24 protein-coding genes are annotated in these 26,398 nt (G+C 35.2%); 22 read left to right on the top strand and 2 right to left on the bottom strand.

Annotated elements, in window-relative coordinates; all coding sequences use genetic code 11:
- The 11 genes from ATZ35_RS15195 (at position 1) to ATZ35_RS15145 (ending at position 14,955) form a co-directional block, all read left to right on the top strand.
- Positions 1-1,308, top strand: coding sequence for a YhfT family protein (locus ATZ35_RS15195; RefSeq protein WP_208927982.1), 1,308 nt, complete (start codon positions 1-3; stop codon positions 1,306-1,308).
- A 23-nt stretch (positions 1,309-1,331) separates the two neighbouring features.
- Positions 1,332-2,219, top strand: a complete 888-nt coding sequence (locus ATZ35_RS15190; RefSeq protein WP_208927981.1) for a phosphotriesterase family protein — start codon at positions 1,332-1,334, stop codon at positions 2,217-2,219.
- Positions 2,220-2,221: 2 nt separating this feature from the next.
- Positions 2,222-3,316, top strand: coding sequence for an aminotransferase class V-fold PLP-dependent enzyme (locus tag ATZ35_RS15185; protein ID WP_208927980.1), 1,095 nt, complete (start codon positions 2,222-2,224; stop codon positions 3,314-3,316).
- Positions 3,317-3,321: 5 nt separating this feature from the next.
- Positions 3,322-4,245, top strand: coding sequence for a GntR family transcriptional regulator YhfZ (gene yhfZ, locus ATZ35_RS15180; RefSeq protein WP_208927979.1), 924 nt, complete (start codon positions 3,322-3,324; stop codon positions 4,243-4,245).
- 13 nt (positions 4,246-4,258) lie between these two features.
- On the top strand, positions 4,259-4,612 hold the full coding sequence (locus ATZ35_RS15175) for a PRD domain-containing protein (protein ID WP_208927978.1): 354 nt from the start codon (positions 4,259-4,261) through the stop codon (positions 4,610-4,612).
- A gap of 13 nt (positions 4,613-4,625) precedes the next feature.
- The gene (locus tag ATZ35_RS15170; RefSeq protein ID WP_208927977.1) at positions 4,626-5,777 is read left to right on the top strand and encodes a YhfX family PLP-dependent enzyme; all 1,152 of its coding nucleotides are present in this window, start codon (positions 4,626-4,628) and stop codon (positions 5,775-5,777) included.
- 2 nt (positions 5,778-5,779) lie between these two features.
- Positions 5,780-6,991 (top strand): phosphopentomutase, encoded by a 1,212-nt coding sequence (locus ATZ35_RS15165; RefSeq protein WP_208927976.1) that lies wholly within the window; start codon positions 5,780-5,782, stop codon positions 6,989-6,991.
- Positions 6,992-7,244: 253 nt separating this feature from the next.
- A complete protein-coding gene (locus tag ATZ35_RS15160) occupies positions 7,245-7,598 on the top strand; it encodes a hypothetical protein (RefSeq protein WP_208927975.1) in 354 nt (117 codons plus the stop codon).
- A gap of 31 nt (positions 7,599-7,629) precedes the next feature.
- Positions 7,630-9,354, top strand: a complete 1,725-nt coding sequence (locus ATZ35_RS15155) for a metallophosphoesterase family protein (protein ID WP_208927974.1) — start codon at positions 7,630-7,632, stop codon at positions 9,352-9,354.
- A 371-nt stretch (positions 9,355-9,725) separates the two neighbouring features.
- Positions 9,726-12,407 (top strand): P-loop NTPase fold protein, encoded by a 2,682-nt coding sequence (locus tag ATZ35_RS15150; protein ID WP_208927973.1) that lies wholly within the window; start codon positions 9,726-9,728, stop codon positions 12,405-12,407.
- A gap of 1 nt (position 12,408) precedes the next feature.
- On the top strand, positions 12,409-14,955 hold the full coding sequence (locus ATZ35_RS15145) for an amidohydrolase family protein (protein ID WP_208927972.1): 2,547 nt from the start codon (positions 12,409-12,411) through the stop codon (positions 14,953-14,955).
- A gap of 871 nt (positions 14,956-15,826) precedes the next feature.
- Here ATZ35_RS15145 and ATZ35_RS16845 read toward each other — a convergent pair.
- Complete coding sequence (locus ATZ35_RS16845; protein WP_244148177.1) at positions 15,827-16,204, bottom strand: hypothetical protein; 378 nt, start codon at positions 16,202-16,204, stop codon at positions 15,827-15,829.
- Positions 16,205-16,208: 4 nt separating this feature from the next.
- Positions 16,209-16,469, bottom strand: a complete 261-nt coding sequence (locus tag ATZ35_RS15135) for a hypothetical protein (protein WP_208927971.1) — start codon at positions 16,467-16,469, stop codon at positions 16,209-16,211.
- A 530-nt stretch (positions 16,470-16,999) separates the two neighbouring features.
- Here ATZ35_RS15135 and ATZ35_RS15130 point away from each other — a divergent pair.
- From ATZ35_RS15130 to ATZ35_RS15080, 11 genes are all read left to right on the top strand, one after another.
- Positions 17,000-17,857 (top strand): MerR family transcriptional regulator, encoded by an 858-nt coding sequence (locus ATZ35_RS15130; RefSeq protein ID WP_208927970.1) that lies wholly within the window; start codon positions 17,000-17,002, stop codon positions 17,855-17,857.
- Positions 17,858-18,380: 523 nt separating this feature from the next.
- Positions 18,381-18,656, top strand: a complete 276-nt coding sequence (locus ATZ35_RS15125; protein ID WP_208927969.1) for a BMC domain-containing protein — start codon at positions 18,381-18,383, stop codon at positions 18,654-18,656.
- 29 nt (positions 18,657-18,685) lie between these two features.
- Positions 18,686-19,690, top strand: a complete 1,005-nt coding sequence (locus ATZ35_RS15120) for a DMT family transporter (protein WP_208927968.1) — start codon at positions 18,686-18,688, stop codon at positions 19,688-19,690.
- 1 nt (position 19,691) lies between these two features.
- Positions 19,692-19,976, top strand: coding sequence for a hypothetical protein (locus ATZ35_RS15115; RefSeq protein WP_208927967.1), 285 nt, complete (start codon positions 19,692-19,694; stop codon positions 19,974-19,976).
- Between the two features lie 12 nt (positions 19,977-19,988).
- The gene (locus tag ATZ35_RS15110) at positions 19,989-20,285 is read left to right on the top strand and encodes a BMC domain-containing protein (RefSeq protein WP_208927966.1); all 297 of its coding nucleotides are present in this window, start codon (positions 19,989-19,991) and stop codon (positions 20,283-20,285) included.
- 17 nt (positions 20,286-20,302) lie between these two features.
- Positions 20,303-20,623 (top strand): BMC domain-containing protein, encoded by a 321-nt coding sequence (locus ATZ35_RS15105; RefSeq protein WP_208927965.1) that lies wholly within the window; start codon positions 20,303-20,305, stop codon positions 20,621-20,623.
- Between the two features lie 3 nt (positions 20,624-20,626).
- A complete protein-coding gene (locus ATZ35_RS15100) occupies positions 20,627-22,063 on the top strand; it encodes an aldehyde dehydrogenase family protein (protein WP_208927964.1) in 1,437 nt (478 codons plus the stop codon).
- Between the two features lie 24 nt (positions 22,064-22,087).
- Positions 22,088-24,628: a choline trimethylamine-lyase gene (gene cutC / locus ATZ35_RS15095; protein WP_208927963.1), complete on the top strand. Its 2,541-nt coding sequence runs from the start codon at positions 22,088-22,090 to the stop codon at positions 24,626-24,628.
- A gap of 17 nt (positions 24,629-24,645) precedes the next feature.
- On the top strand, positions 24,646-25,596 hold the full coding sequence (gene cutD / locus ATZ35_RS15090; protein WP_208927962.1) for a choline TMA-lyase-activating enzyme: 951 nt from the start codon (positions 24,646-24,648) through the stop codon (positions 25,594-25,596).
- Positions 25,597-25,614: 18 nt separating this feature from the next.
- Positions 25,615-25,959: a BMC domain-containing protein gene (locus ATZ35_RS15085; protein WP_208927961.1), complete on the top strand. Its 345-nt coding sequence runs from the start codon at positions 25,615-25,617 to the stop codon at positions 25,957-25,959.
- On the top strand, positions 25,956-26,387 hold the full coding sequence (locus ATZ35_RS15080) for a EutP/PduV family microcompartment system protein (RefSeq protein WP_208927960.1): 432 nt from the start codon (positions 25,956-25,958) through the stop codon (positions 26,385-26,387). Before ATZ35_RS15085 ends, ATZ35_RS15080 begins: the two co-directional genes overlap by 4 nt.
- Positions 26,388-26,398 lie beyond the last annotated feature (11 nt).

The raw sequence follows: 26,398 nt of genomic DNA, 5'->3' as shown, positions 1-26,398 counted from the left end.
ATGGCTTTAAACATAGTAATCATGGCAGCATTATGTGCTGTTACAACGATTATGGCGAATACGAAAATTGCTGTTTTTAATGATGCGTTAAGACCGATCGTTTTAGAGTACCGTGAAAAGAGAGTCACAAAATCAGCATTAGGAACTACGGCACTTGCTTTTGGAATCGGGTATATCGTTGGGTTTATTCCACAGTCTATTGCGTCCAGCGTAATTATCATTCATGTTGTTTTATTGGGAACAGATATTATTGGTAGCTATTTGCCAGATGATAAAAAATATTCTATCTGGATAGCAGGAGCAGCTGGCGGAGTTTATGGTGTTGTGATGGGGGCAGGTCTAGGAACAATTCAAAAAGTATTTGAAATTCTTCCTTATAATTTCCTAGATAGTCTCGGTCAAGTATCGTCTGTTGTTTTAGTAGCATTTGCTGTTTTCCCAGCCTTAGTTGTCGCTCTTCAATATGGTTGGAAAAAAGGGATGATCACTTTTTCGGCAACAGTGTTGGCTCAAGTGGTGACGACACAATTTGGTTCGTTTAATTTAGCAAATGGTAATACGATCGTCATTAATGCGAATGCGATTGCGTTACTTGTTGGGATGATTTTTATGATCAGCTATGCGATGAATGATAAAAGAGAAAGAACAGATTCTCAGGCACAATTGGCAAATATCTTTGCGGAACGAGTAAAACAAATTAAGAAATATTGGTACTTATTTGCCTTATCCGGCGCATTGATTGCTTTGGCGGCTTCGATGTCAATTGTAACGGAATCTGCACTCTCAGCTCCATTATACCAAGAAGGTCAATTTAATTCAGCTGCTTTGACCGAATTAGCACGAGTTGTTGGCTTTATTCCATTAGTTGTAACAACAGGAATTGCTACAGGCACCTATTCGCCAGCTGGCATCAAGATGGTATTTGTGATCGGCTCGATCGGTGCAGCGATGGGACAACCGCTTTTAGCCTTTGTTGCAGGCGGTATTTGGATGTCAATTGAAGTGTTACTCTTAACGAAATTTTCTGTATTGCTCGATCGGTTCCCAGGAATGCGTGATGCTGGCGATAATATTCGAACAGCGATCACAAAAGTCTTGGAAATCGCCTTGCTTGTTGGTGGTGTGATAGCAGCAACAGCAATTGCTCCAGCTTGGGGGGGGTTATTCGTTGTTGGACTTTACGTATTAAATGGCACATTCAAAAAGAAAATGGTCGATCTAGCTATTGGACCAGTGGGGGCCTTATTAGTCGGTGTGATTTCAAATATTTTAGTATTGCTTAATCTAATGACACCACCAGGACTTTAAAAATTTTAGGAGACGACAACGAAATGAGCTTAGTAGATGGAATAACCTATATGCATGAACATACGACAATTGATTTGTCTCGTATAAAAAATATTGACGATACAAACTTAAATTGTTTTGAAGAAACAGTCAAAGAATTTAAAGAACTTTATCATAAAGGCGTTCGTAATATTGTGGATGTCACAAATTTAGATATGAAAAGAAATCCCTTATATGTTCAAAAAGTGGCAGAAGCATCAGGCATCAATATCGTGCAAGCGACGGGCTTTTATACTGAAAAATTTCTACCTGATATTGTGACAGATTGGACAGTTGCAGAACTAGGGAAATTAATGATCAAGGAGATCCAAGACGGTATCGCAGATACAGAGATCAAAGCTGAGATCATTGGTGAAATCGGTTCAAGTAAAGACGGTTGGACGGAAAATGAGAAAAAAGTTTTTGATGCATCTGTGATTGCTCATAAAGAAACGGGTATCCCGATTACTACTCATACTACACTTGGGACAAATGGGCATGAACAAGTTCAGTTTTTTAAAGAAAATAATGTTGATTTAGCTTCAGTTGTGATTGGACATGTTGATTTAAGTGGCAATCTTGAGTACATTTTGAAAATGTTAGACCAAGGTGTTTATGTGGAATTTGATACAATAGGAAAAGAAAACTATCAACCAGATGCACTCCGTGTATCGATGTTAAAGAAAATTGAACAAAGAGGATTGGCAGATCAAGTCTTTTTATCAATGGATATTACCCGAAAATCAAATATGAAATATAAAAATGGCATTGGTTATTCGTATTTACTAGATACGTTTGTACCAATGATGAAAGAAGCAGGGATTTCGAACGATACAGTTGAAAAAATGCTGATTCATAATCCGCAACGTTTCTTTAGACAAGGAGTGAAATAAGTATGAAAACTTTTCCTTTAGAAACAATGAATTTGGAAGAGGCCACTAAAAAGCAATTTCAAATTGTTGATTGTGTTACGAGAAACTTTGAAGGTTCGGAAATCTTAACACGTGGCGATTTAGGTGTTGTGCCAGGCTTTAATCAACCAATCACGACGAATAAAGTAGAACATGTCTTGCAAGATATTTTTGCAGCTGAAGCTGCTATGTTAGTGCGTGGCGCAGGAACGATGGCGATTCGCTTGTCCTTGCATGCGGCGAGTAAAAAATATGGAAAAACGGTACTGGTTCATGATGCACCTGTTTATCCAACGACTCAAACTTCTATTGATATGCTAAACTTGAAAACAGTTGTAGCAGATTTTAATCGACCAGAGAGACTGGAGTCTGTGATCGCCGAAAATGACATTCAACTAGCAATCGTTCAATTTACAAGACAAAAGCCGAATGATTCTTATCAACCAGAAGCCGTTATTGAACAAATAAAAGGACAAAATAAAAATATCGTAATCATTACAGATGACAATTATTCAACTTTAAAAGTACCAAAAATCGGTGTAGAGTGTGGTGCTGATTTATCTTGTTTCTCAACCTTTAAATTATTAGGTCCAGAAGGAGTAGGCTGTATTGTAGGCAACGCTGAGTTGATCAAAGAGTTACGCAAAGAAAATTATTCTGGCGGATTACAAGTACAGGGGTTTGAAGCAATCGCTGTGTTGCAAGGCTTGATTTATGCGCCAGTTGCTTTAGCGATTTCATCTCAAGTATCAGAAGAAGTGGCAATACGTTTAAATACAGGTGAAGTGAATGGGGTCAAACAAGCTTTTATCGCTAATGCCCAATCTAAAGTGATCATTGTAGAATTTGATCAGCCGATAGCCGCTGACGTGTTAAAACAAGCAGAAAAACGAGGAGCAGCCCCAAATCCAGTGGGAGCTGAATCAAAATATGAATTTGTACCGATGTTTTATCGACTTTCAGGAACCTTTCGAGCAGCGTCGCCAGAAAGTACAAAAACGATGATTCGAATCAATCCGATGAGAGCAGGTGCAGATACGATCATTAGAATTATAAAAGAGTCAATAGAAGGGAATTAAAGCCAATGCAAGAGGAATTTCTAAATAAAACGGGAAAAGCAATTCAACAACTATCAGGTGAGTTGATTTTATTATCTGAAGGTAGCCGTATGCCTGTGATTTCAGAGTTTCAAGAAAAATATGGGATGTCACGGGGAACGGTTCAGAATGCTCTGAACTACTTGAAAGAGGAAAAAATAATTCGCACAGTAAGTCAAGGGCGTCAAGGAACAATTTTGACCACAATCGACTACCAACGATTACAAAAAATTGTGATCGAAGGACCGATTCGGGGGACAATGCCGTTACCATATTCCAAGACATACGAAGGGTTTGCTACCGGTTTATATGAAGTATTTCATCATGCAGAAATTCCTTTAAGCATGGCTTATGTCAGAGGTTCGAAAGACCGAATGGATTTGACAAGTGAAAAAACAATGCATTTTTCGATTGTCTCAAAATTAGCTGCGATCCAAGCAATAAAAGCAGGTAGTGAGCTGGAGATCTTTAAAGATTTTGGCCCACGCAGCTATTTGTCCAATCATGTAATGATCTTTTCAAATCCGAAAAGCTCTACAATTGAAGATCAAATGCGAGTGGGCATTGATCATAATTCATATGATCAACAGATTTTAACTGAAAACGCAACTGCTGGTAAAAAAGTTGAATTTATTGAAGTCCCAAGCCATCAATTGATTTATTCTCTAGAGCAAGGAATGATCGATGTGGGGATTTGGAACTATGATGAAATCAAGGATCGGAAATTAGACCATCTGAATTATCAGTTTCTTGAAGGCAGTGTGGAAGATGATTTAGCCAGCACAGCAGTTTGTGTCGTTCACAAAGAGAATCTACTATTAAAAAAAATACTGATGAGTGTGATAGATGAAACAAACATTTTATCGGTACAAAAGCAAGTATTGGACGGTAAAATGATCCCTCATTATTAAAAGGACGTTTAAAATGATTGGAAAAAAATTAGGAATTTTAAAAGAGTCAAATCTGATAGATGAAGAGACAGAGCGATTTGTGTTAGCTGTGAATAGCTATTTGCTGGAACAAAATGTCATTGATAGTGAAGAGCATCTCGATATGTTTTTAACTCATATTGCTATGGCTGATGCGAGACAGAAAAAGAACGAACCTGTAATCAGCATGGATGAGTTTATCTTATCTGAGATTCAACAAGATGAGAAGCTAGCGGAGTCAAAGGCGTTATGGCAAGAATTGTCTCGGTATTCTTCAACAAATTTTAGTTCAGATGAGCTGTGGTTTGTCTATATGCATATTATTAATATATTGAAGAAAGAGCAGTAAGGGAGGGATTCATTTGTTTCTACCGATGATGAAACAAGCTAATCCTGAGTTGATCGACGCAGGAATTTATTTACACCAAACAGGTCAGATTCTTCCCGATACCTATGTTTTAGATTTAGATACGATTCGTGTAAATGGTGCAGTAATGTTAGAACGTGCCAATGAAATGGGTATTGACCTATTTTTTATGTTGAAGCAAATGGGTCGAAATCCACTGATTGCAAAAGAATTAATGGCGATTGGTTATCGTGGTGCAGTGGTAGTTGATTTTAAAGAAGCTTTGGTTATGATGGATCATCAGATTCCGTTATGTAACGTGGGACACTTAGTTCAAATACCAGATCAGCTTTTAGAAAAAATTATGGTCTATGGGACAGAATATATTACCGTTTTTTCCATTGAAAAATTAGAACAAATCAATACCATAGCTAAAAAAATTGGCATTAAGCAAAAAGTCTTGTTAAAAGTAGTTGCAGAAAATGATCAAATGTACGACGGGCAGTTTGGCGGTTTTTTATTAGCAGATCTTGCCGAACAAAGTAAAGTATTTCATAAGTTCTCGGCAGTCGAGTTCAGTGGTATTACTTCTTTTCCCTGTTTTTTATTCGATGAAACGTACACGACATTATCGGAAACAAATAATGTGAAAACGATTGAACAGGCTAGAGTGATTTTGCGGCAAGAAGGGTTTGCGGTGCCAGAACTAAATGTTCCGTCTGCTTCATGTAGCGAAACCTTTCCATTTATCAAAGAAATCGGTGGAACACAAGCAGAGCCAGGCCATGCGCTAACTGGAACAACACCGTTACACGCGTATAAAGTACAACCAGAGAAACCGGCCTTAGTATATGTAAGTGAAATATCCCATAATTTTAAAGGGAAATCGTATTTCTATGGTGGTGGTTACTATCGTAGAGGACATTTACATTCAACCTTAATTGCTGACACTAATGTTCGTGTAGAGGACAAGGTCGAGTCGTTTTCAGATGAAAGTATCGATTATTATCTTTCTACTTCAACAGAACATACTATTGGAGCAACTGTGATTGCCGCTTTTCGTACACAAATTTTTGTCACGAGAAGCAATGTAGCAGTTGTAAAAGGAATTAGCACAGGTAAGCCAGAGATCGTCGGAATTTTTGATAGTCAAGGAAGAAGGATTTAAAAATGAGTCGATTTATTATTAATGTTTTAGATAGTTTTGGTGTAGGGGCAATGAGAGATGTACCGCTTGTCAGACCGGCAGATAATGGCTCAAATACAGCAAAACATATTATAGAAAAAATTCCTACCATTAGCATTCCTACCTTAGAAAAACTTGGATTGATGAATATTCTTGAATTTGAAACAGAAGAACTAATATTTTCATCAAAAGCAAATTATGGAAAAGCAAATTTAACTCATCATGGTGCAGATTCATTTTTAGGACATCAGGAGATTTCTGGAACGACACCAAAAGAGCCATTGAATCAAGCATTCAATGAAGTGATCGATGAAGTTTTCAATCATTTGAAAACAAAAGGGTACCAAGTTCGCTATGTAGGCAAAATAGATGAACCTAAGATTTTAGTCGTGAATGAAGTGGCGACTGTTGGCGATAACTTAGAAACAGATTTGGGACAGGTTTTTAATGTGTCGGCAGCGCTAGATGATATTTCATTTGAAGAGGTGATCGCTTTAGGAAAGGCAGTTCGAGAAGTAGTCAAAGTCTCTAGAGTGATCACTTTTGGTGGACATGGTATTCATTTAGAGGACTTGTTAGCTGCTCGAACAGTGATTGGAAAATTTGCTGGAGTAGACGCACCAAAATCAGGTGTTTACAATAATGACTATCATGTTATTCATCTTGGCTACGGGATCAATCCCAACGTTCAAATTCCTACGATATTAGATCAAGCAGGTATTCCAGTAGCCTTATTTGGAAAAGCAGCGGATATTATTCAGACCTCCAGTGAAAAGCTTTTTCCAGGGGTGAATACAGAAGAGTTATACGATAAGCTGATTGCAGAAGTAAAAGCAAATGAAAATGGATTATTCTTTATCAATATCCAAGAAACGGATTTGGCTGGACATGCAGAAGATGTCGAACGGTATGCTGATCGTTTAGAAGTCAGTGATAAGAAATTAGGAGAGTTGCTCACTCTTTTAAATGAGGGTGATTTATTGGTTGTGATGGCTGATCATGGAAATGACCCAACAATCGGTCATAGTCAGCATACCAGAGAATTTGTTCCGTTATTGGTTTATAGTCCAGCAATTGAGGGAAAAGTGATTGGTGAACGAGAAACAATGGCGGATGTTGCAGCAACAGTGGCAGAGTTTTTTGATGTTAGAATGCCGCAAAATGGACAGTCGTTTTTGCAGAGATTGTACGACTAATTTTCCATTGGGAGACGATTTCCTTCTAGATGATTGTTAAAAAAACTGAGTGATGTTCTAAATAAGGACATGCTCAGTTTTTTTCTATCCATAGCGTAAGGAAGATAGAGCGAAAAACACTAGATATAGCAAAAATGATTTGATTTGTTCAATGATGCATACTACAATTAGAGTAATAGGATTTAATGCGTTTTCTTTTTTTGAGACCAGTTTGACTTATAACGTGTTTGTATTCATTGAGGAGGGAATTTATATGGAAGTAAACATTGCGATGGGTATGATTGTTTTATCTTTTTTGTGTTTTGTTTCATCTTATTACCCTGATCGTCATGGTCAACTAGGGTATAAAGGAATTCTTTTTTTAGTATCAAATCAAAAGGATCGCCCTTTCGTCTATAAATATTCCAACAGAAGTTTTGGAGCAACAATGTATATTGGGAGTTTGATTTTTCTGATTCTATTTACATTACTTGATAAACAAATGATAAACTCGGTGACTATGCATACTATACGTATCGCTTATTTAGTATATGGATTGAGCTCTATGCTTGTAGCTGAGCTAGTTGTTATTGATAAAAAAAGGAAAATCGTAAAATCGTTCAACTGAATGTATTAAAGTTAGAAGAAAGAGGCTGTAAATGACATCAAGTAAGCGTAAAAAGTCTTCATTAGTTGAAATACAAAGCACATTATCACCTGAAATAGATGAAATAGGGCTACCAACAGAACTTGCAACTCGCCTTGATTTGTACCCAGAAAATAAGCGACGACCAGTCAATAAAACGTTGTTTAAAAATGATTACTTTCAATTAACCTATAATATAAAAGAAAACTCGTTGAATATATCGTCAAAAGGTGAGCTTGTTTATTCGGCGATTCCATATGACACTGCTAGAAACTATATACAACGTGCCGCAATTCAGTATTTACTTTATCCAGAAGCAGCTCGTCAATATATCGAATCCCATCAAGAAAATCTAAAAACCTATCTTAAGTTAAGTATTTTCCAGGTAACGAACAAAAAGGTGGACGAGCATTCTTCTGAAGTGATTCAAGCTTATAATGCGATATTCGAAGATCCCTTATTCGAGATTCAAATTCTAGGACGTTTACTTCAACATGATGAAACAGGTGCTCTCTCTGCTAATCTGGCAGGGAAATTTTTATTTAGTGAAAATGTAAAAACAGGAATATCAGGCTATGTTTCAGAATACTTAAATTTTGTTGTTCAGTTGACTCAAACCTTTCCTATAATGACTGATGGGAAAGGTGTTCAACTATTAAAAACACAGGACCAAGAAGGTTTTATGTCAGATAGATACTTAACATTAGGCACGGATATTCAACCAGCTTTAGCTTTACTTCCTCAAGACGTCAAAGAAACGCTAGAAAGAGCGATCGTTACCACCAAGCAAACTGTATCGCCAAATAATAGACTGCTTTTACGATCAGAATTTGGTAAAGAGCTATCTGAAGTTCGGAAAAAATACGTGGCTCATAGTGTAGATCCAAGAGAGCTAGAACACTATTTTGAAAATGTACTTCCAACAGAAAATAACCATTTAATAAATGTTGTTTCTGACATTCATACAATTGATAGAGAATTTGCATTTACGAATGACCATTTTAATATTTTAGTGGGTGATATTTCTGACTCTCATGTTGTGAATGAAACTATTAAGGGGCTTTATGTTATAGGCAATCATGACTTAGCAAATGTACTGCCAAAAGATCAGAATATAGAAAATGAAGAAAGGGAGAAATGGCAACCGTTTTTCAAAAACAGGTGGTTTCAAGATCTTATGCAACATCCAGATGAGTCTTGGTCCAAGTTACCTATAGGCAATCATGTTTATTATGAACGTGTAAAAGTCGAACTTGAAAAACGGTTTCCCAAAATGCACGTGTTACATAATAATAGCATTATTCATAACGGTATTCGCTATATCGGACTGACGATCCCAGTTGTATTAGTGAGACGAAAAAAAGCACTACAAAAATTTATCTTTAAGGCATTGACTCAGTTACTAAACAACGAATATGATATACCCACTGTAATTGTTTCTCATACGCCATTGTTCAATGAACTAAGTATGCTTTCACCCAAAAGTACAGCTTATAATAAAGAATATAATTGTTCAGAATTGAAAATCGAAAAGCTGTTTGAGGAGTACAATATAATTGGCGCTATTCATGGTCATCATCATATACCAGCGTCTTCTGGACGATATAAGATGGTAACATTTGCAGGGAAAGAACTATTTGTTGTTTGTTCGATTTATTCTAAATTGAATACTGGATTTGAATTGATGAATCTTATAAATGCTAGTTCTATGAAAGATGAAAATTTAGAAATAGAGTAATAGTTTATTAAATGAAGTTTGAATAGAGATCTTAACACCAGAAAAAGAAGAATTTCACGAAAATGGTATTTCCATTTTTTGTGAAATTCTTCTTTTTTAAAAGGAATGGTTCTGTGCAATCATTTTTTTTATGTATTTTGGTGAATAATTTTGTCTCTTCAGATACTTTAAAATAGTGGTTTTTACTATGGAAATATAGGTGAACTAGCAATAATTACAAATTCTTTTATTACATTAGAAGAAAAATGTTCACCCTATGTATTTTTCGATTTATAATGTTTTATTTACTTTTAGGCTTTTAATTGATATATTTGGAATGTATACAAATAATTGACTATTTTTTATAAATAAACTGAACGGAGAGAAAAATAATGTACAAAAGTTTCCAAGAAATTTCAATTGATTGGTCAAAAGCAAGTAAAGAATATCAACATCAAGCCTTTAAAAGTGTTAAAGAAATCGAGAATAGTGATTATCTTTATAGCATGCCATTTCAACAAACCATTAAGTGGCTTCAAGCATTTCGTTCGGATGAATGTGTTGACACTGAGAAACAGGATAGTAAGAATCAAGGAACAAATAATATTTTTAGTATCGTTGGTGAACGTGGGGTGGGAAAAAGTTCTTTTATCAATACTTTAAGAAATTCGATTGAAAGAAATATGATTTTTGAACAGACGCACACTAATTTGTATTGTTTTCCAACACTTGATCCTAGCCTATTTGCAGGGAAAATTAAGTTGATAGAGTCTGTTTTAGCAATGATGAAAAATAAAGTAGATCTTGCATGCCAAAATGATGGTCGTTATTCTTTGAAAGATCAATCAATTTATGGAAAAGTACGATTTGATAAAAAAATAAAAGAAATTGTAAAACTTTTGCAAGATATGCGTATCGAAAAGAGTTCTTATGCGGAAAATAAAACACGGGTAGAAGTCTTGGATAATTTACAAAATCAAATGGAATTTAGAAAAAATATTACTGAATTAATTGATCATTATCTAGACGTTATCAATATGACAAGTGAGAAAGAATATTCGCACATCTGTTTATTTATTGATGATTTGGATTTAGTACCTAATGAAATTGCATATGAAACATTGCAGGATATTTTCAAATTTTTACAGTATCAAAAAAAAGTTGTGCTATTTTTAGCCTATAGAGAAGAGCAATTAATTAACTCCGTAGTATCGAATTTATTGGTAGATAATAAAAATATTTTGGTAAGTCAATCGGAATTTTCTACGATATTTGATACTGGTAGAACACCTTTTATTACTGCAGAAGAAATTAAAGAGCAAGCTACAAACATGCTTGAAAAAGGATTGCCTCGTGCACAAAGAACCTACTTATTAATTAATAAACAAACAAAAATTAAAGATATACTTGGTCCTTTTATAGCTGAAAAACCACAAATAAACGATGTGTTTGGAAATAAGACTATTACGGATTTTATGAAGGAAGAGGTGCGAAAACAAACAAGATTGGTTATAGAACCAATGGATCAGATTGAAATCACTGATTTAGTTTATCCAAGACAGTTGAGAGGATTATTGCAGTATTTAGAAATTATTCATAATTTTCACCCATTTCAAGAAGCTATTGACCGTGATGAAAAATTGGAAGTTAGCTTGCCTCTCATGAGAAAAAACATTAAATCATTAAAATACTTTTTAATTTCAAAGTTTAGAGACAGTTTGAATAAAATTTATATGAATATAATTGACAGTTGGTTAGAACGTGACTATAGCTCGCGTAACAGTTTGGTGGTAACTGGCTTACTAGATTTGGTTGAAAGTAGTAAAGTCCAACATGAAGATATGCTTTTATCAGAATATGAGATGAATCTTTATCATAAGTCAGCTTATAATGTGACATTAGGAAATGTGTTCACGGTTTTTGAACGTTTTAAAACAAAATATTACGGAAATGTTCAAGCTTTGAATTTTCTTTATGCATTAAAAATACTATACTCAATTGAAAATTTACTGTTGTTAACAAAATCGCTTAATAAATTTTGTAGTAGTGAAGCAGTGAAGGGGATTTATGATGAGTCAATGCAAGAGCTTAATTTAAGTAATATAGTATCTGCTCCTAATTCTAATACTGTTGAGCATGATAAAAGTATCGAGCCACTGAGACAAATTATACAAGAGATTGGATTAGAACAGTATTTCATGCTGGTTAAAGGAAAAATCATGCCAGATACATTTTATTATAATGATAAATTAAATGGAAAGTATGCTGAAACAAATTTTAATTTATATTATGTTCAAAGACTGTTTTTTAGTGATATTTCAGCCTCAGGAGATATTAGAAAATTTGGGGAAGATCAGCCTGTCTATCAACCTAGTCAAAAATATTATAGTTTTAAATTTAGGAATTTTTTCGAAAAAAGAGTTTTTGTTAATGGATATAATTATTTAGTAGATCCTTTTGCTAGTTTGACTGATATGAGTTATGTATTAGAGGTATTTCATCATATTTGTTATGGGAAGGAATTAAAAGAATATTTATTTTATAATATGTTTGATTTGGACTTTTTTGTTCGCAAAAGTTATACACGACAAAATGAAAAAAATCCATTTAATTACGCTTTAGATAAAGTAAATGATATTTTTGTTAATACATTAAACACTAGTGACGAAATCAGTTTACGTGCTAACATGTCAATTCCTATAGTGGTGAAATCCAGTGCTGTGAGTTCTGTCTTCAAACCGTTAATTGACATAGAAAAATTAAAATTAGCGAAGGAAGAGGAAACGCTGATAGATGAATCTGAACTATTAGATGAAGCTAAACAAAATATTAATCGCTTTGTTGACATGTATAATGATGAACCGAATGCTTATAACATAAATGTTAATATAGTTAAAGACTTTTTGAGAAGCTATTGGGCTGTGTATAGAAATTGGCCAAGTTCAATGACTCACAGAGAAAAAGAACGTGCAACAGATACTATAAGACCAAGCAATCGAAACCAAATTTCGGGATTAGAAGTAAGCTATTTAGAAAAAATAGTGACAGAATTGGAACGCCAAGGAGACAGTTAGCATGGAGCAAGAAAGCACTGTATTGTACAAAGAAATTGATCGAATTATCCGTATTGTATACAAGGAATTATCATTTAATGATCATTTATATCAATCTACTATTTATGATAAATCGAGTTTAAGTCAGATAGATGAATGTTTTGATTTGAGTAGTACATCTTTGAGAACAACAATTAAAAATAAATATCTACTATTATATCCCAATAACTATAATACCAATGATTTAGATTTTATATTAAACTTGGTAACGCAACAGTTACTAGATAAGTATGATAGTAGTAATGCTCTATATTTAATCTTTTTAGTTACTGATTCAATCATTTGTCAAGGGATAGAAGGTATTTATATCCATTTTGATGATTTATTAGAATGGGATGGATTGATTAATAAAGTTGATATCAAGTTATTTATTGCGGCTTACCTTGTCTCCAATCATGTTAATAACGATACAAATTTGTTAACAAGTACATTGAATCATAATAACAAACGCCTTTATGATATATTCAAGCGGATTGGTTTATCAGAAAATCATATGCACCTAAAGGCTTCAGGTTATATTACGGATATTAACTGGTATTCTTTCATAAAATGCTCTTTATTTGCTGTGAATGACTATGCTGATTTTGTCAGAACTGAGGGTGTTTATGCGACACTTGTAAAGTCTGACAAAAATGTGTCTGAGAAAGTGCACTTTATATTGAAATTCAAAGTTATTCGTTTGATTTTAGAAGCAAAACTTGCGAAATATCCTCTATCAGATTTTGACTGGATTGATATTATTATGCAGGTTCTTTTATCCGATGATATGTTACAGACGATAATTGAAATAAGGCATCTTGTTGACTTGGAAATCTTGTTGGAAGAGTTTAAAGATGCGTGGTCAGATTTTGACAATAAAGGTGATGTAACAAATTATGCTTCTTCTGAATTACACTTCTTAAAAAAGATGATGATACTATTAAGTACGGATAGAAATTTAGAATATCATAAAGTATTCTTATTCATTTTCAATTTATATATTTGTGGTATGACTGATCTAAAGTTTCAATTCGTACAAGATAACTTAGGAATGGGATTTGCTAAATTTAAAGAGAAAGAAGACAATAAAAGCTGGTTTATTCAAGATAAGAAAAGTAAAGAAGATGTTATTCGTAGTGTATTTCATAAATACTATTGTGAGCGATATGTTAAACGAATTGAGTTTAGAATTGGTCCAGAAGAAACGCCAGATGACTATTTAAAAGAACTTAGCAGAATGATTAGATTAAATAAGAAGGAGCATCAGCTAGCAGAAAGTAGAATGAAAAAGCAAGGATTGGAAACACCAGCGGAAATTCAATTTGGTTTAATTATTCATTTTATTAAAACACTTGGAATAAGTGGTGAAACTACAGTAAAAACAGAAGAGACGAAGAGAGAGAGAATAGAACATCAAACCAATATACTATTAGAAACATTAGTTAAAATTAATGAATTAAGTTTAGTGTCAGAGGTAGACTCTTTTAAACATAGAATATTAGGAATAGATACTGCAAATTATGAATTAGAAAATAGACCGACATTATATTCTTTGTATTTTAGAAAAATCAGACAGTTAGCTGAAAATAGTGAAAGCTTATACGCTACTTATCATGTGGGGGAAGAGTTTTCAACGTTAAGTAATGGCATACGAGCAGTAGATGAAGTGCTAACTTTTTGCGATTATCGTTCTAATGATCGTCTAGGTCATGCGTTAGCATTAGGAATCAATGTGGCTGATTACTATGAAACCAAGCGAAAGAAGGTGATGTGTTCTATTGGAGATTATCTAGATGATTTAGTTTGGATGTACTCTGTACTAATAGAAGATAATCAGTATAAAGAAGACAGCAATTTATTATTTTTAAAAAAGGAATATACAAAATACAATCATTTACTATTTGATCAAAGTAACCTGGTATCATTTGCCGACTATTTTAATTTTTATTTTTTAAGAGGAGATTGCCCAGATGCACATATAGAATATAATGAGCAGATGTCTTATAAGAAAGTGTGCCGTCAATTTGAATACAAGCTGAATTATAAAAATCAATGGCATGAATCAGCCTTTATGAATGACAAGGCAAGGAATTTATTTTTGAACTATTCATTTTCTGAAGCGTTTAGAAATAAATTTGATCAGTCTATAGGGATGGTGGTCACTCCTGTTTTTATTCACTGTCTGGAGAACGTGCAACAAATAATTAAAAGAAAAGTATTGAAGATGAGAGTCTTTATTGAATCAAACCCAACATCAAATAAAAAAATTTCTTATGTTGATCAGTATATCAAGCTACCTTCACTGAATCTAAATCGTAAACATATAGAAGATAATAATGAAACTAGAGTATTTAATCTTCCTATATCCATTAATACAGATGATAGTAGCATTTTTCAAACGAATTTGGTGAATGAGTATTCACTAATAGCATCTGCCTTAATTAGGGAAGGGTATAATGAAGAATCAGTATATGATTATATTGAAAGTTTAGCCGTTGCTTCTAATATTCACTCTTTTGTTAAACATTAAACGGAAATGAGCTTAACTATTTCATGAAAAGTGCTGCAAGGTAATCGAAAAACAACGAGCAATCATTTTTTGTTTAAAAAATATGGAATCAGACTCTCATTATCCAATTATAGAAGAGCCGAAAAGTTTTTGCTGTTTCTTTTTGGGTGTTAAATAAAGAATGCGCATGAGGTTGGGATATAACTCTTCAAGTTATTCCTAGTCTCATGCGCATAAAATCTTAATAATGCTGGTAGTAAAAGGAGTAGTTTAGAAGAAAATGCAGAAATTCAAAATGGAAAGTACAAATTTTGTAAACCTCTTCTTAGCTTCAGAATAGTAAAAAAATTAACTTTCTCTGATCTCACTACTTTTTGAAGAACTATCAAGTTATTCATTAGTTTCAAAAAAAGCCCTGTATTTAATTGATAAATGTTTTCCAATTAGATAGTATGATTTTCTAGCAAGAAATTTTTTTCTCTCCGATTGTTTATTGTAAAGTCTTTGCTAAATTATCAGTAATCTCCTTCAGACTGTCTCGATAGTCAATTAAAAAGTCAACTAAAGAATCCTTACCAAATAGGCGTTTATTGCCATATTTTTCAAATTGCTTTCTTTGTTCGTCAAACGAGGTTTGATTATATAAAATCGTATCCTTTATCATACTTTCATAATCGGAGAAATAGTTATTGATGATTGCTTAGTACATATTTAAATAATCTTCATACGTTTTTATTGATTTTATCGTTTCGTCTGACACATCTTTAGCTTCAAAAGCCAGTGACTCTGATTCTTGAGAGGTAACGACTTCATTGTTTTTCTTACTGGAAGAGGAAGTAGATTCCTCCGTTGTACTTTCTTTATTTTGCGTTCCATCGTAGTCGTGATCCGATTAACCGACGATGATAGTTGCTCCTTTATCTGCGTAAAAGCCATGCTTATCACCAACTGCTTTCGTATCATAATAAGTAACAGCACCTTGGTCACTAGAGATTTGATCACACTCATCTTTTCTTAGGAATCGCTTATTGTATTGTGCAGCATCATCAAAATTGGCAACGACGAATTTTGGTTTTAGTCCGACAGAATCAAATTCAGCAGTCACTTGTTCTTTTGTTTTAAAATATGTTTCAGGAATTTCGACTTTTCCTTTTAAAACGGTTTCCGCTTGTTTAGTTAGTTCTTCATTTTTGCTCTTTTCAGACTGACCGCAAGCGCCAAGTAAAACTAACGCAGCTAATAGAGATAAAGCAATCGATATTTTTTTCACCTAATTACACTCCCGTACTAACTTTTTCTTTTTTGGGTAAAAGGAGTAATATAACAATTGGTACAACTAGAAATAGGATCATCGAATTCATCGCTCTGGCATCTGAATTCGATAGATTAAACAGATTATTTTGCCAATTACTAATAAAAATTCCTACAGCATCATATTTGTTCATTGCGTAAAATAAAGCGACACTACCAATAATGTCTAAAATAATTACAATAATGCAAAGAACTTTGACAAATTTACCAACCACATTTTTCATTTTTTCAATTCCTCTTTTCAAGATATAATTTTATTACAAAATGATTATACCATGACTTATTTTAGATAACTATATCAATTTACAAAACTAATTTTTAAAAATAGATTTAAGCTATGAATAAATAAATAACAGAGACTACGAACGAAAAAGTATTTAGGAGTTCCATTTATTGAATCACTGCTCAGCCAGACAAAAATGAAGATCAGGATGGGGTGAAAAAGGCTAAGTTAGTCGCTACAATCGTAAACATGTTTTGATACTCATTTCGCCAAGAAATCGATACAATTCAGTGAATTATACTTGTTTTATCACACATGTCCGCTTCTTTGTTAATCGTTTTTTCTTAGGTGCTTTTCTACAAGAAAAAATAAAAAATCCTGCATCAATAGTTATGAAAGAAAATGATAGCGTATCATAACATTCCGATTGTTATTTAAAATGCACTAAAATATAGATATCTCAGATATTCACTTGACAATTGTGCAGAGATTATCAATAATATAAGTGGCTGCGAGTAATGGAGATGTCTAATGAATAATACAAAAATATGTAAAAAGACTAATCAAATGTACTCAATTGGTGAAGTTGCCAAATTATGTAATGTTTCCCGCAAAACATTACGTTTTTATGAGCAATTAGGATTATTGAAACCAGATCATGTAAGTGAGGAAAATAGTTATCGGTATTACACAGAAGAAACAATGAACAGTATTCCTGTAATCAAATATTACAAACAAATGGGTTTTAAGCTACAGGAAATGAAAGGGGTTCAACATTCAGGGGACTATTTCTTTCAAGAAAATATATTCTTAACGAAATTAGAGGAATTAAAGCTTGAAGAACGAAGAATCCGTAATAGCTATACCGCTGTTTCAGATTGGCTAGGTTTGATTAGAGAAGGCACTTTAGCCAGTGAAAACAAATTACAGAGTGTGAACGTTAAATATTTTGAGCAGGAAAACTATGTATTTTTAGAGCAAGAGTTTTGCCATAACTATATGGATGCTGTGATCAATATTCCTTGGGTAAACTATTTAGAAGAACAAAACTGTGCGATTACTGGACCGGTCATTCTTCGATTTGAGGATTGTGAAGCAGGTGATTTTCAATGTTCAAAAATGATGATCATGCAAAAACCGATTGGTGTACCAAATCCTAAGATGCCAAGACGGAACATAGGTGGGCAAATGTTTTTATCCAGTTATCATATTGGAAATTTGGCTAACTTGGCACAACAATACAAAAAGATGCAAGCCTGGGCAAAAGAAAATAATTATCAATGCAAAAATGAAGTCTATCAACGCTATGTCATTGATTACTGGTCAACAATGAATGTCGATAATTTTGTGGTTGAGTTGTTGATTCCAGCAGAAAAAATTAGGGTGTGAGAGTGAAAAGGAACAGTAGTCTGAAGTGCGAAAGACTGTCGTTCCTTTTTATTGTGAATAAATTTTCAAAAGGTTGCCCTATGGGGTAACCTTTTATTTTTGTTATTAAATATAGAGTTATGTGACTATAATAATAGCCTTTCTGTCTATTGTTTACGTTATTGAATTTTAATAGAAATTGAAAATCATCGGAAATATAGACGCATTTAAAGTTCGGGTTGGGACACTTCATGTGAAAAAATGATCATGAGGTGTACTAGTGCACATACAGTTATTAAAGCAACGAATTAGAATAAGAATAATTCTCACTTCTGTTTAAATAAATGTTATCGCAACGATCTCCAATATTATTCTTAATTAGAGCAACTAAATGAGAATATGTCTTGTGTTAGTACAGATTGATCTGTGTTATACACAGAAAAGAATTGAAAAAATAGATTGACTACGCCCTTAAGGTCATCTGATACGATGGTTTTGTCAAAAAGAAAGCGTTTTTTAATTTGAAAATGAGAGGAAGAAAAACATGAAACATGATGCATTAGGAATGGTAGAAACAAGAGGAATGATTGGATCGATCGAAGCAGCAGATGCAATGGTCAAAGCTGCCAATGTTTCACTAATTGGAAAAGAATTTGTCGGTGGCGGTATTGTCACTGTTATGGTCAGAGGAGATGTTGGTGCGGTCAAAGCTGCAACCGATGCAGGTGCTGCGGCAGCTGAACGTGTTGGCGAGTTATTATCTGTACACGTTATTCCACGTCCACATAGTGAAGTTGAAAATATTTTACCAAATAGATAATTGAAAATAACGATTGAGGAGAAGTAAATATGGAAAGCGGAAAAAATATTTCTTGTACCAATGCAGACGTTAAGATGGATCAAGCAAAAAAAGGCTTCCGAGTGAAAGGAATCAGTAATGGGATTATTTCTGGTATCACGTATGGCATTTATTCAACATTAGTTGTTGTAGCTAGTGGTTATGATCCATTAGTTAGTGCAGCGGGGTTCTTGGCGGCACCTTTTGTTTGTTCTGGGTTAAATGATTTTTTTGCAGGAATTTTACTTTTATTTTATAACGCAAAACAAGGTAGATTAAAAGAATTGATGAGAACCTTGCATACAAAGCCTGGGAAATTATTAGTCATAGGATTTCTATTAGGTGGACCGATTGCGAATGGGGCTTATCTTGTCGGGTTAGCAATGGCTGGCGCTTATGCCATTCCTATTTCAGCAACTTGTAGTTTGTTTGGGGCTTTGTTTTCTTGGATTTTCTTAAAGCAGAAACCAACTGCCCGAATTGTTCTAGGAATGGTGATAGTCGTAGCTGGAGCAATTACGATTAATATGGTAAAACCAGAGGGAGCTCCTAACTTTACGCTAGGAATCATCTGTGCGTTGATAGCTGCAATTGCTTGGGGATTAGAAGGTGTATTTTCAAGTTTTGGTGGTGCAATGATTGATACCGATGTAGCAGTAAACTTACGTCAATTGATTTCTGGTTTGGTTGTTTTGATTATTGTCGTACCAGCAGTTGGTGCTTTTAACTTATTATTTGGAACACTTGCAGCAGTAACGCCTGTTTTATGGTTAGTGTTATCTGGATTAAGTGCAGCTGTTTCCTTCTTAACTTGGTACAAGGCTAATGCGATGGTGGGAACGGCGATCGGAATGTCATTGAATGTAACCTATGCATTCTGGGGTGTCCTATTTAGTGTCATTTTCTTAGGTCAAACGCTGACACCAACAATGGTGATGGGCTCGATTATTATTGTGATCGGTGCAATTCTAGTTACAATGAACCCGTTAGATTTACTTAAAAAGGGGGATGCATAAGATGCTTTTACCTAGTAGAACTGCTGTTTTAAACCAAATGTATGACCAAAGAGAAATAGATGTTGCTCAGATTATGGCGGAATTAGCCCCTCAATATGGGCAAGAAAAACAATTTAACGAAGCGATGTATCTAGAACATATGATGGCACTAGAAGCTAACGGAATGGTTGAGTTAGCAACTTATGATTTGGATGAGCATGATAAATTAGTCATTTACTACAGAATTACCGATGAAGGTAGAGCAACCGTCGATAAATATGTTGATAAAAAATATCGTTTAGTGTAAGGAGGGAACACATTGAGATATCGTGGCGAAGAAGCTTTAGGTTTAGTCGAAACAACAGGGTTAGTTCCAGCGCTAAAGGCTGCTGATGAAATGTTGAAAGCTGCAAATGTTGAACTGATTTCTTATGAAAATATTGGTTCTACTCTAGTAACGATCATGATCAAAGGAGACATTGCAGCGGTTGAAGCATCTGTTGCAGCGGGGGCCAAAGCGGCAGCAGAGATTGGTAATTTAACAGCACAAAATGTGATGCCACGACCAATTTCATATGTTGGTGATATTGTTTCAGTTCATGATATTGATAGCTAATATAAGGAGGAAGATGAGTGAAGACCTATGAAGCAATTGGTGCAATCGAAACATTTGGCTTAGTTTTTGTTTTAGAGGCTTGTGATGCAATGTGCAAGGCTGCAAATGTTGAATTGGTTGGGTATGAAAATGTTGCCTCAGGATACATTTCTGTGATCGTGCAAGGAGATGTTGCTGCATGTCAGTCGGCTGTTGAAGCAGGCATTACCGCTGTTGAAAAGCTCGGTGCGAAAGTTTACAGCTCAGTCGTGATTGCAAGTCCTCACGGCGATTTAAATAAAATGATTGACCGTTATCAATTAAGTAATCTTTTACCTGTTGAGGAGGGAGATGCATAGTAGATGCAATATGTAGACGAAGATCTATTATCAATTCAAGAGGCTCGTATTTTAGTTGAAACGGCACGTGATGCACAACAATTAGTGAAAGACTACGAGCAAAAAAATCTTGATGCTATTATAAAACAACTACTTGAGAAAATTAAACCAGAAATTAGCCATTTTTTAGCAGCTGAGGTCGAAGAAACCAATATGGGCTGCTACAAAGATAAAGAGCTACTGACAGCAGAGTTTTTGGAAGCGTTATCTAATGAGTTGGAGCCGCAGCTTTGTGTTGGAAATATCGTAGAAGATTCAGCGGGGAATGTTCTACAAGTTGGCGTACCATTTGGGGTAATTCCAGTTCTATTACCAGCAGAAAATGCGGCATTAAATGTTATCTATAGTCTAACGATCGGCATAAAATCAGGCAATGCGATGCTCCTGATCCCTCATGCTAAAGCCCAAAAAACAACTCAGCTAGTTTTTCAAAAAGTGAAAGAAATTTGCGAGAAGAATGGGTTGCCTAAAGGCTACTTAGGCTGTATCAGTTCATTAACAGAAAATGGTGTAAACGAGATCCTAGCCAGTCCAGACATTTCAATGATTTTAGCTATTGGTAATCAAAACTATATCAACGCAGCCAATTACCAACGGCCGATCATTTATGGCGGATCAGGTGCAACACCAGTTTTTATTGAACGTTCAGCAAATGTAAAACAAGCAGTTGAAGCAATTATAACAAGTCGTGCATATGACTGCGGGTTATTACCAGCGACAGAACAATATTTAATAGCAGAAGGAGTCATTGCATCTGAAGTTAAAGACTTGTTGTTGCAACAAGGTGCGCATTTCTTGTCAAAAGAAGAAGAACACAATTTACTAGAGTTGCTACAACCAGAAAATAATCAAATCAATCCAGCTTGTATTGGAAAAAATGCTCTTTGGTTAGCTAACGCAGCAAAAATCAATGTAGCCCCATCGACGAAAGTCTTGGTTTCAGAGCAACATTATATGTATGACGAAGATCCCTTTGCAAATGAGATGAAGTGTCCAGTTTTGGCTTTTTACTTAGAACCAGATTGGATGCATGCCTGTGAAAAATCGATCCGATTATTAAAAGAAAAAAATAACGGACATACACTAGCAATTCATTCGCAAAACAAGTCAGTTTTGAAAGAATTTGCCTTAAAAAAACCTGTAGGACGCATGATTGTGAATGCACCGGCGAGTACGGCAAGTTTGGGATTGAATTCGACTTTACCGGTATCAATTATTCTTGGTGGCTTTACCACAGGACGCGGGATTAGTGCCAAAAACATTTCTGCAAAAGATTTGACGTATGTTCGAGAAATCAGCTATCCAATGGATTCGATCGTAGAAGATAAGACAACAGAGCCCAAAAACGGCTTGGATACAGAAGTATTAGAAAAAATCTTAAAAAAAATAATGGAAAAATAATTTGTTGTAAAGTGAGGGAATAAAATGGATATTAAAGAATTTTCGGCAAAATTAGCCGAAGCAACCAAAGAACTAAGTTCAGAAGAACGTAGTGCCTTGATGAAAATGTTTGCAACCGTTGCAGATGATACAACAGAAACTAGTTCGACAAGTGGTGGCTTTGCTTCTGACAATGAATCGGCAATTCCCAATGGGATTACGGGTCGTTTAGAAGCTTTAAAGGCAAATTATTTAAAACAAAAACCGACGATCACAACGCATCGTGCAAGAGTAATCACTGAACTTGCCAAAGAAAATCCAGGAATGCCCAAAAATGTTTTAAGAGCAAAATCATTTAAACGATGTTGTGAAACAGCTCCCTTAGTTATTCAAGATAATGAATTGATCGTAGGAGCACCCAATGGCGCACCACGAGCAGGCGCTTTTTCTCCAGACATCGCTTGGCGTTGGATGGAAGAGGAAATCGATACGATTTCAAGTCGCCCCCAAGATCCGTTCTATATTTCCGATGAAGATAAACGGATTATGCGCGAAGAGCTATTTCCATTTTGGAAGGGCAGATCAATTGATGAATATTGCGAAGATCAATTCCGCGAAGCAGGGGTTTGGGAATTATCTGGGGAGTCATTTGTTTCCGATTGTTCATACCATCAATTAAATGGTGGTGGCGATTCTAATCCAGGCTATGATGTTATTTTAATGAAAAAAGGCATGTTGGATATTCAAAAAGAAGCGCAAGAACATTTAGCAAACTTAGACTATCAAAATCCTGATGACATTCAAAAAATTTATTTCTATAAATCATTGATCGATACAACTGAAGGTGTCATGATTTATGCCCGTCGAATGTCTGAATACGCAGCACAATTAGCGCAACAAGAAACAAATCCTAAACGTAAAGCTGAATTACAAAAAATTTCTGAAATAAATGCAAAAGTTCCAGCACACAAACCAGAAACTTTCTGGGAAGCGATTCAGGCAGTTTGGACAATTGAATCATTACTTGTTGTAGAGGAAAATCAAACTGGGATGTCAATTGGCCGTGTGGATCAATATATGTACCCATTTTTCAAAAATGATTTAGATAAAGGTAAAATGAATGAATTTGAAGCATTTGAATTAGCGGGTTGTATGTTGATTAAAATGTCTGAAATGATGTGGATCACAAGTGAAGGCGGTTCTAAATTCTTCGCTGGCTATCAACCATTTGTTAACATGTGTGTTGGTGGCGTGACCCGTGAAGGACACGATGCTACAAATGAACTAACTTACTTATTAATGGATGCAGTTCGTCATGTCAAAGTTTATCAACCATCATTAGCTTGTCGAATCCATAATCGCTCACCACGTGAATATTTGAAGAAAATTGTAGACGTTGTTCGTGCAGGGATCGGTTTCCCAGCTTGTCACTTTGATGATACACATATCAAAATGATGCTAGCAAAAGGGGTGTCAATCGAAGATGCCCGTGATTATTGTTTAATGGGCTGTGTTGAACCGCAAAAAGCAGGCCGCTTATATCAGTGGACTTCAACAGCTTATACACAATGGCCGATCTGTATCGAACTTGTTTTAAATCGTGGTGTACCGTTATGGTACGGCAAAGAAGTTTGTCCAGATATGGGGGATATTTCTCAATTTACCACATACGAACAATTTGAGGAAGCCGTTAAAGGGCAAATCAAATATATTACAAAATGGTCATCCGTTGCTACGGTCATTACGCAACGAGTTCATCGCGATTTAGCACCGAAGCCATTAATGTCATTGATGTACGAAGGATGTATGGAAAATGGTAAAGATGTTTCCGAAGGTGGCGCAATGTATAACTTTGGACCAGGTGTTGTTTGGTCTGGATTAGCGACTTATGCGGATTCAATGGCGGCTATCAAAAAACTAGTTTTCGATGACAAAAAATATACACTAGAAGAATTAAACCGTGCCTTGAAAGCTGATTTTGTTGGCTATGAGCAAATTCGTACCGATTGCTTAAATGCACCAAAATATGGCAATGATGATGATTACGCAGATTTAATTGCAGCGGAATTGATTCACTTTACAGAAGCAGAACACCGTCAATACAAAACGTTGTATTCAGAACTATGTCATGGAACATTATCGATTTCAAATAACACACCTCTAGGCCAAATGACTGGTGCTTCGGCAAATGGTCGTAAAGCTTGGATTCCGTTGTCTGATGGTATTAGCCCATCACAAGGAGCGGACTTTAAAGGACCGACAGCAATTGTGAAATCTATTTCTAAAATGGCGAACGACACAATGAACATGGGAATGGTGCATAACTTCAAGATCATGTCAGGTTTATTAAATACTCCTGAAGGTGAAGAAAGTTTGATCACTTTATTAAAAACAGCCAGCATTTTAGGTAATGGTGAAATGCAATTTAACTATTTAGATAATGAAACAATGTTAGCAGCTCAAAGACATCCAGAAGAATACCGTGATTTAATCGTTAGGGTAGCAGGATACAGTGCGTTCTTCGTTGAGTTATGTAAGGATGTTCAAGATGAAATCATCAGCCGAACAATGTTAACGAAGTTTTAATAGCAGGAGATGAAGAAATGAATACTCAAAACACAACGACAATTGAACGGCAAGCGATGATCTTTAATGTACAAAAATATAGTTTATACGATGGTCCTGGGATTCGTACGATCGTTTTTTTCAAAGGCTGTCCACTGAGATGCCAATGGTGTGCCAATCCAGAAGGACTTGAACGGAAATTCGAAGTAATGTACAAAGAAAGCGTCTGTAGTGATTGTCGTGCGTGCATCGATGTGTGTCCGATGGGTATTCATTACATGGATGAAAATGATCATCATCAAGTACGACGCGACATAGCCTGTAACGGTTGTCGCGCCTGCGTTGATGTCTGTCCGATGAAGGCTTTGAATATTACAGGTGAGATCAAAACCATTTCTGAATTGATGGAAGTGATTCATGAAGATGATGCTTTTTATGAACAATCTGGCGGCGGCGTTACGCTTAGTGGCGGTGAATGTACAGCTCAACCGGAAGCCGCATTAGCTTTATTGCAAGCTTGCCGTGCAGATGGAATCAATACAGCGATTGAAACCTGTGGTCATTCAAGAATGGATCGACTAATGAAAATAGCCGAATACGTCAACTTGTTTTTATTTGATTTAAAACATATGAATTCTGTTCGCCACAATGAACTAACAGGTATTAGTAATGAAAAAATTCTAGAAAACCTGAAAGAGGTTTTAGAAGCCGGACATCAAGTTCAAATCCGGATGCCAATGTTGAAAATGATTAATGATAGTCGTAAAGAGATTCAACAAATTATTGATTTTTTACTTCCATACAAAGACTATCCAAACTTTCTAGGAATTGATTTACTTCCTTATCATAAACTCGGGGTCAATAAATACGGACAGTTAGGGATGGAATATCCGGTAGCTGGTGATCCTTCATTATCTGATGAAGAGTTAGATCAGATTGAAGGCTGGATCAAAGAATATGAGTTCCCAGTTCGAGTTGTCCGTCATTAGAAAGGATGTGTCGTGAAAATGGAAGAAGACGCTCCAAGACGAGTCATTGAAGAATCTGTTCCAGGTAAACAAGTGACTTTAGCACATGTGATTGCGGCACCGATTCCAGAAGTATACGAATCATTAGGAATCGAAGCACAAGGAGCTATCGGTATTTTAACGATTTCACCGGTGGAAGCAGCTATTATTGCTGCCGATGTAGCGGGGAAAAGTGCGGGTGTCGAAGTTGATTTCCTAGATCGATTTACAGGATCTGTTTTGGTTAGTGGTGATGTTCAAAGCGTAGAAGTTGCCTTGAAAGCTGTCGTAACGATTTTAAAAGAAAAATTAAACTATGACATCGTGCCGGTGAGCAAAACATGAAGAAACGTATTTTAATTATTGGACCGAATCCTCGACATACGAATATCATCGCACAAGCTATTGAACAATCAAGCCAGCCGATACGCAAAGTGGCTAATATCTTGTTTACTGAGCAAACGATTATTGTTCCAAGTTCCTATTTAGAAAGTCCGTGGATGCACAAGCATATTATTTCATTGCAGCAAAAAGCTAGTAAAGTTCTTTTTTTGGTGCCCATTCCTAGTATGAAAAAAAGCTATCCACCTAACTTTGCTCAGGCGCAACGAGTGCCAGTGATCGGTGTTGCGGTTTTTGAAACGAAGGAACAGAAGATGAGTGAAGAAATAACTGCAAAAAATAGTTTAGAGGAAATTGGCTGTACAGAACGACAATTTTTCCTTCATTTAGACAAAGAAGAAATTCAGGGGTTTGTTGAAGAAATTAGGTGAAAGGAGGAGTG

Source organism: Enterococcus rotai (assembly GCF_001465345.1).
GTDB lineage: Bacteria > Bacillota > Bacilli > Lactobacillales > Enterococcaceae > Enterococcus_L > Enterococcus_L rotai.
The sequence above is the reverse complement of the archived record's forward strand: the minus strand, read 5'-3'. Positions and strand labels throughout refer to the sequence as shown.

Coding starts and splice junctions, on each gene's coding strand:
- ATZ35_RS15195 (WP_208927982.1), top strand. CDS start 1: ATGGCTTTAAACATAGTAATCATGGCAGCATTATGTGCTGTTACAACG.
- ATZ35_RS15190 (WP_208927981.1), top strand. CDS start 1,332: ATGAGCTTAGTAGATGGAATAACCTATATGCATGAACATACGACAATT.
- ATZ35_RS15185 (WP_208927980.1), top strand. CDS start 2,222: ATGAAAACTTTTCCTTTAGAAACAATGAATTTGGAAGAGGCCACTAAA.
- yhfZ (WP_208927979.1), top strand. CDS start 3,322: ATGCAAGAGGAATTTCTAAATAAAACGGGAAAAGCAATTCAACAACTA.
- ATZ35_RS15175 (WP_208927978.1), top strand. CDS start 4,259: ATGATTGGAAAAAAATTAGGAATTTTAAAAGAGTCAAATCTGATAGAT.
- ATZ35_RS15165 (WP_208927976.1), top strand. CDS start 5,780: ATGAGTCGATTTATTATTAATGTTTTAGATAGTTTTGGTGTAGGGGCA.
- ATZ35_RS15160 (WP_208927975.1), top strand. CDS start 7,245: ATGGAAGTAAACATTGCGATGGGTATGATTGTTTTATCTTTTTTGTGT.
- ATZ35_RS15155 (WP_208927974.1), top strand. CDS start 7,630: ATGACATCAAGTAAGCGTAAAAAGTCTTCATTAGTTGAAATACAAAGC.
- ATZ35_RS15150 (WP_208927973.1), top strand. CDS start 9,726: ATGTACAAAAGTTTCCAAGAAATTTCAATTGATTGGTCAAAAGCAAGT.
- ATZ35_RS15145 (WP_208927972.1), top strand. CDS start 12,409: ATGGAGCAAGAAAGCACTGTATTGTACAAAGAAATTGATCGAATTATC.
- ATZ35_RS15135 (WP_208927971.1), bottom strand. CDS start 16,469: ATGAAAAATGTGGTTGGTAAATTTGTCAAAGTTCTTTGCATTATTGTA.
- ATZ35_RS15130 (WP_208927970.1), top strand. CDS start 17,000: ATGAATAATACAAAAATATGTAAAAAGACTAATCAAATGTACTCAATT.
- ATZ35_RS15125 (WP_208927969.1), top strand. CDS start 18,381: ATGAAACATGATGCATTAGGAATGGTAGAAACAAGAGGAATGATTGGA.
- ATZ35_RS15120 (WP_208927968.1), top strand. CDS start 18,686: ATGGAAAGCGGAAAAAATATTTCTTGTACCAATGCAGACGTTAAGATG.
- ATZ35_RS15115 (WP_208927967.1), top strand. CDS start 19,692: ATGCTTTTACCTAGTAGAACTGCTGTTTTAAACCAAATGTATGACCAA.
- ATZ35_RS15100 (WP_208927964.1), top strand. CDS start 20,627: ATGCAATATGTAGACGAAGATCTATTATCAATTCAAGAGGCTCGTATT.
- cutC (WP_208927963.1), top strand. CDS start 22,088: ATGGATATTAAAGAATTTTCGGCAAAATTAGCCGAAGCAACCAAAGAA.
- cutD (WP_208927962.1), top strand. CDS start 24,646: ATGAATACTCAAAACACAACGACAATTGAACGGCAAGCGATGATCTTT.
- ATZ35_RS15085 (WP_208927961.1), top strand. CDS start 25,615: ATGGAAGAAGACGCTCCAAGACGAGTCATTGAAGAATCTGTTCCAGGT.
- ATZ35_RS15080 (WP_208927960.1), top strand. CDS start 25,956: ATGAAGAAACGTATTTTAATTATTGGACCGAATCCTCGACATACGAAT.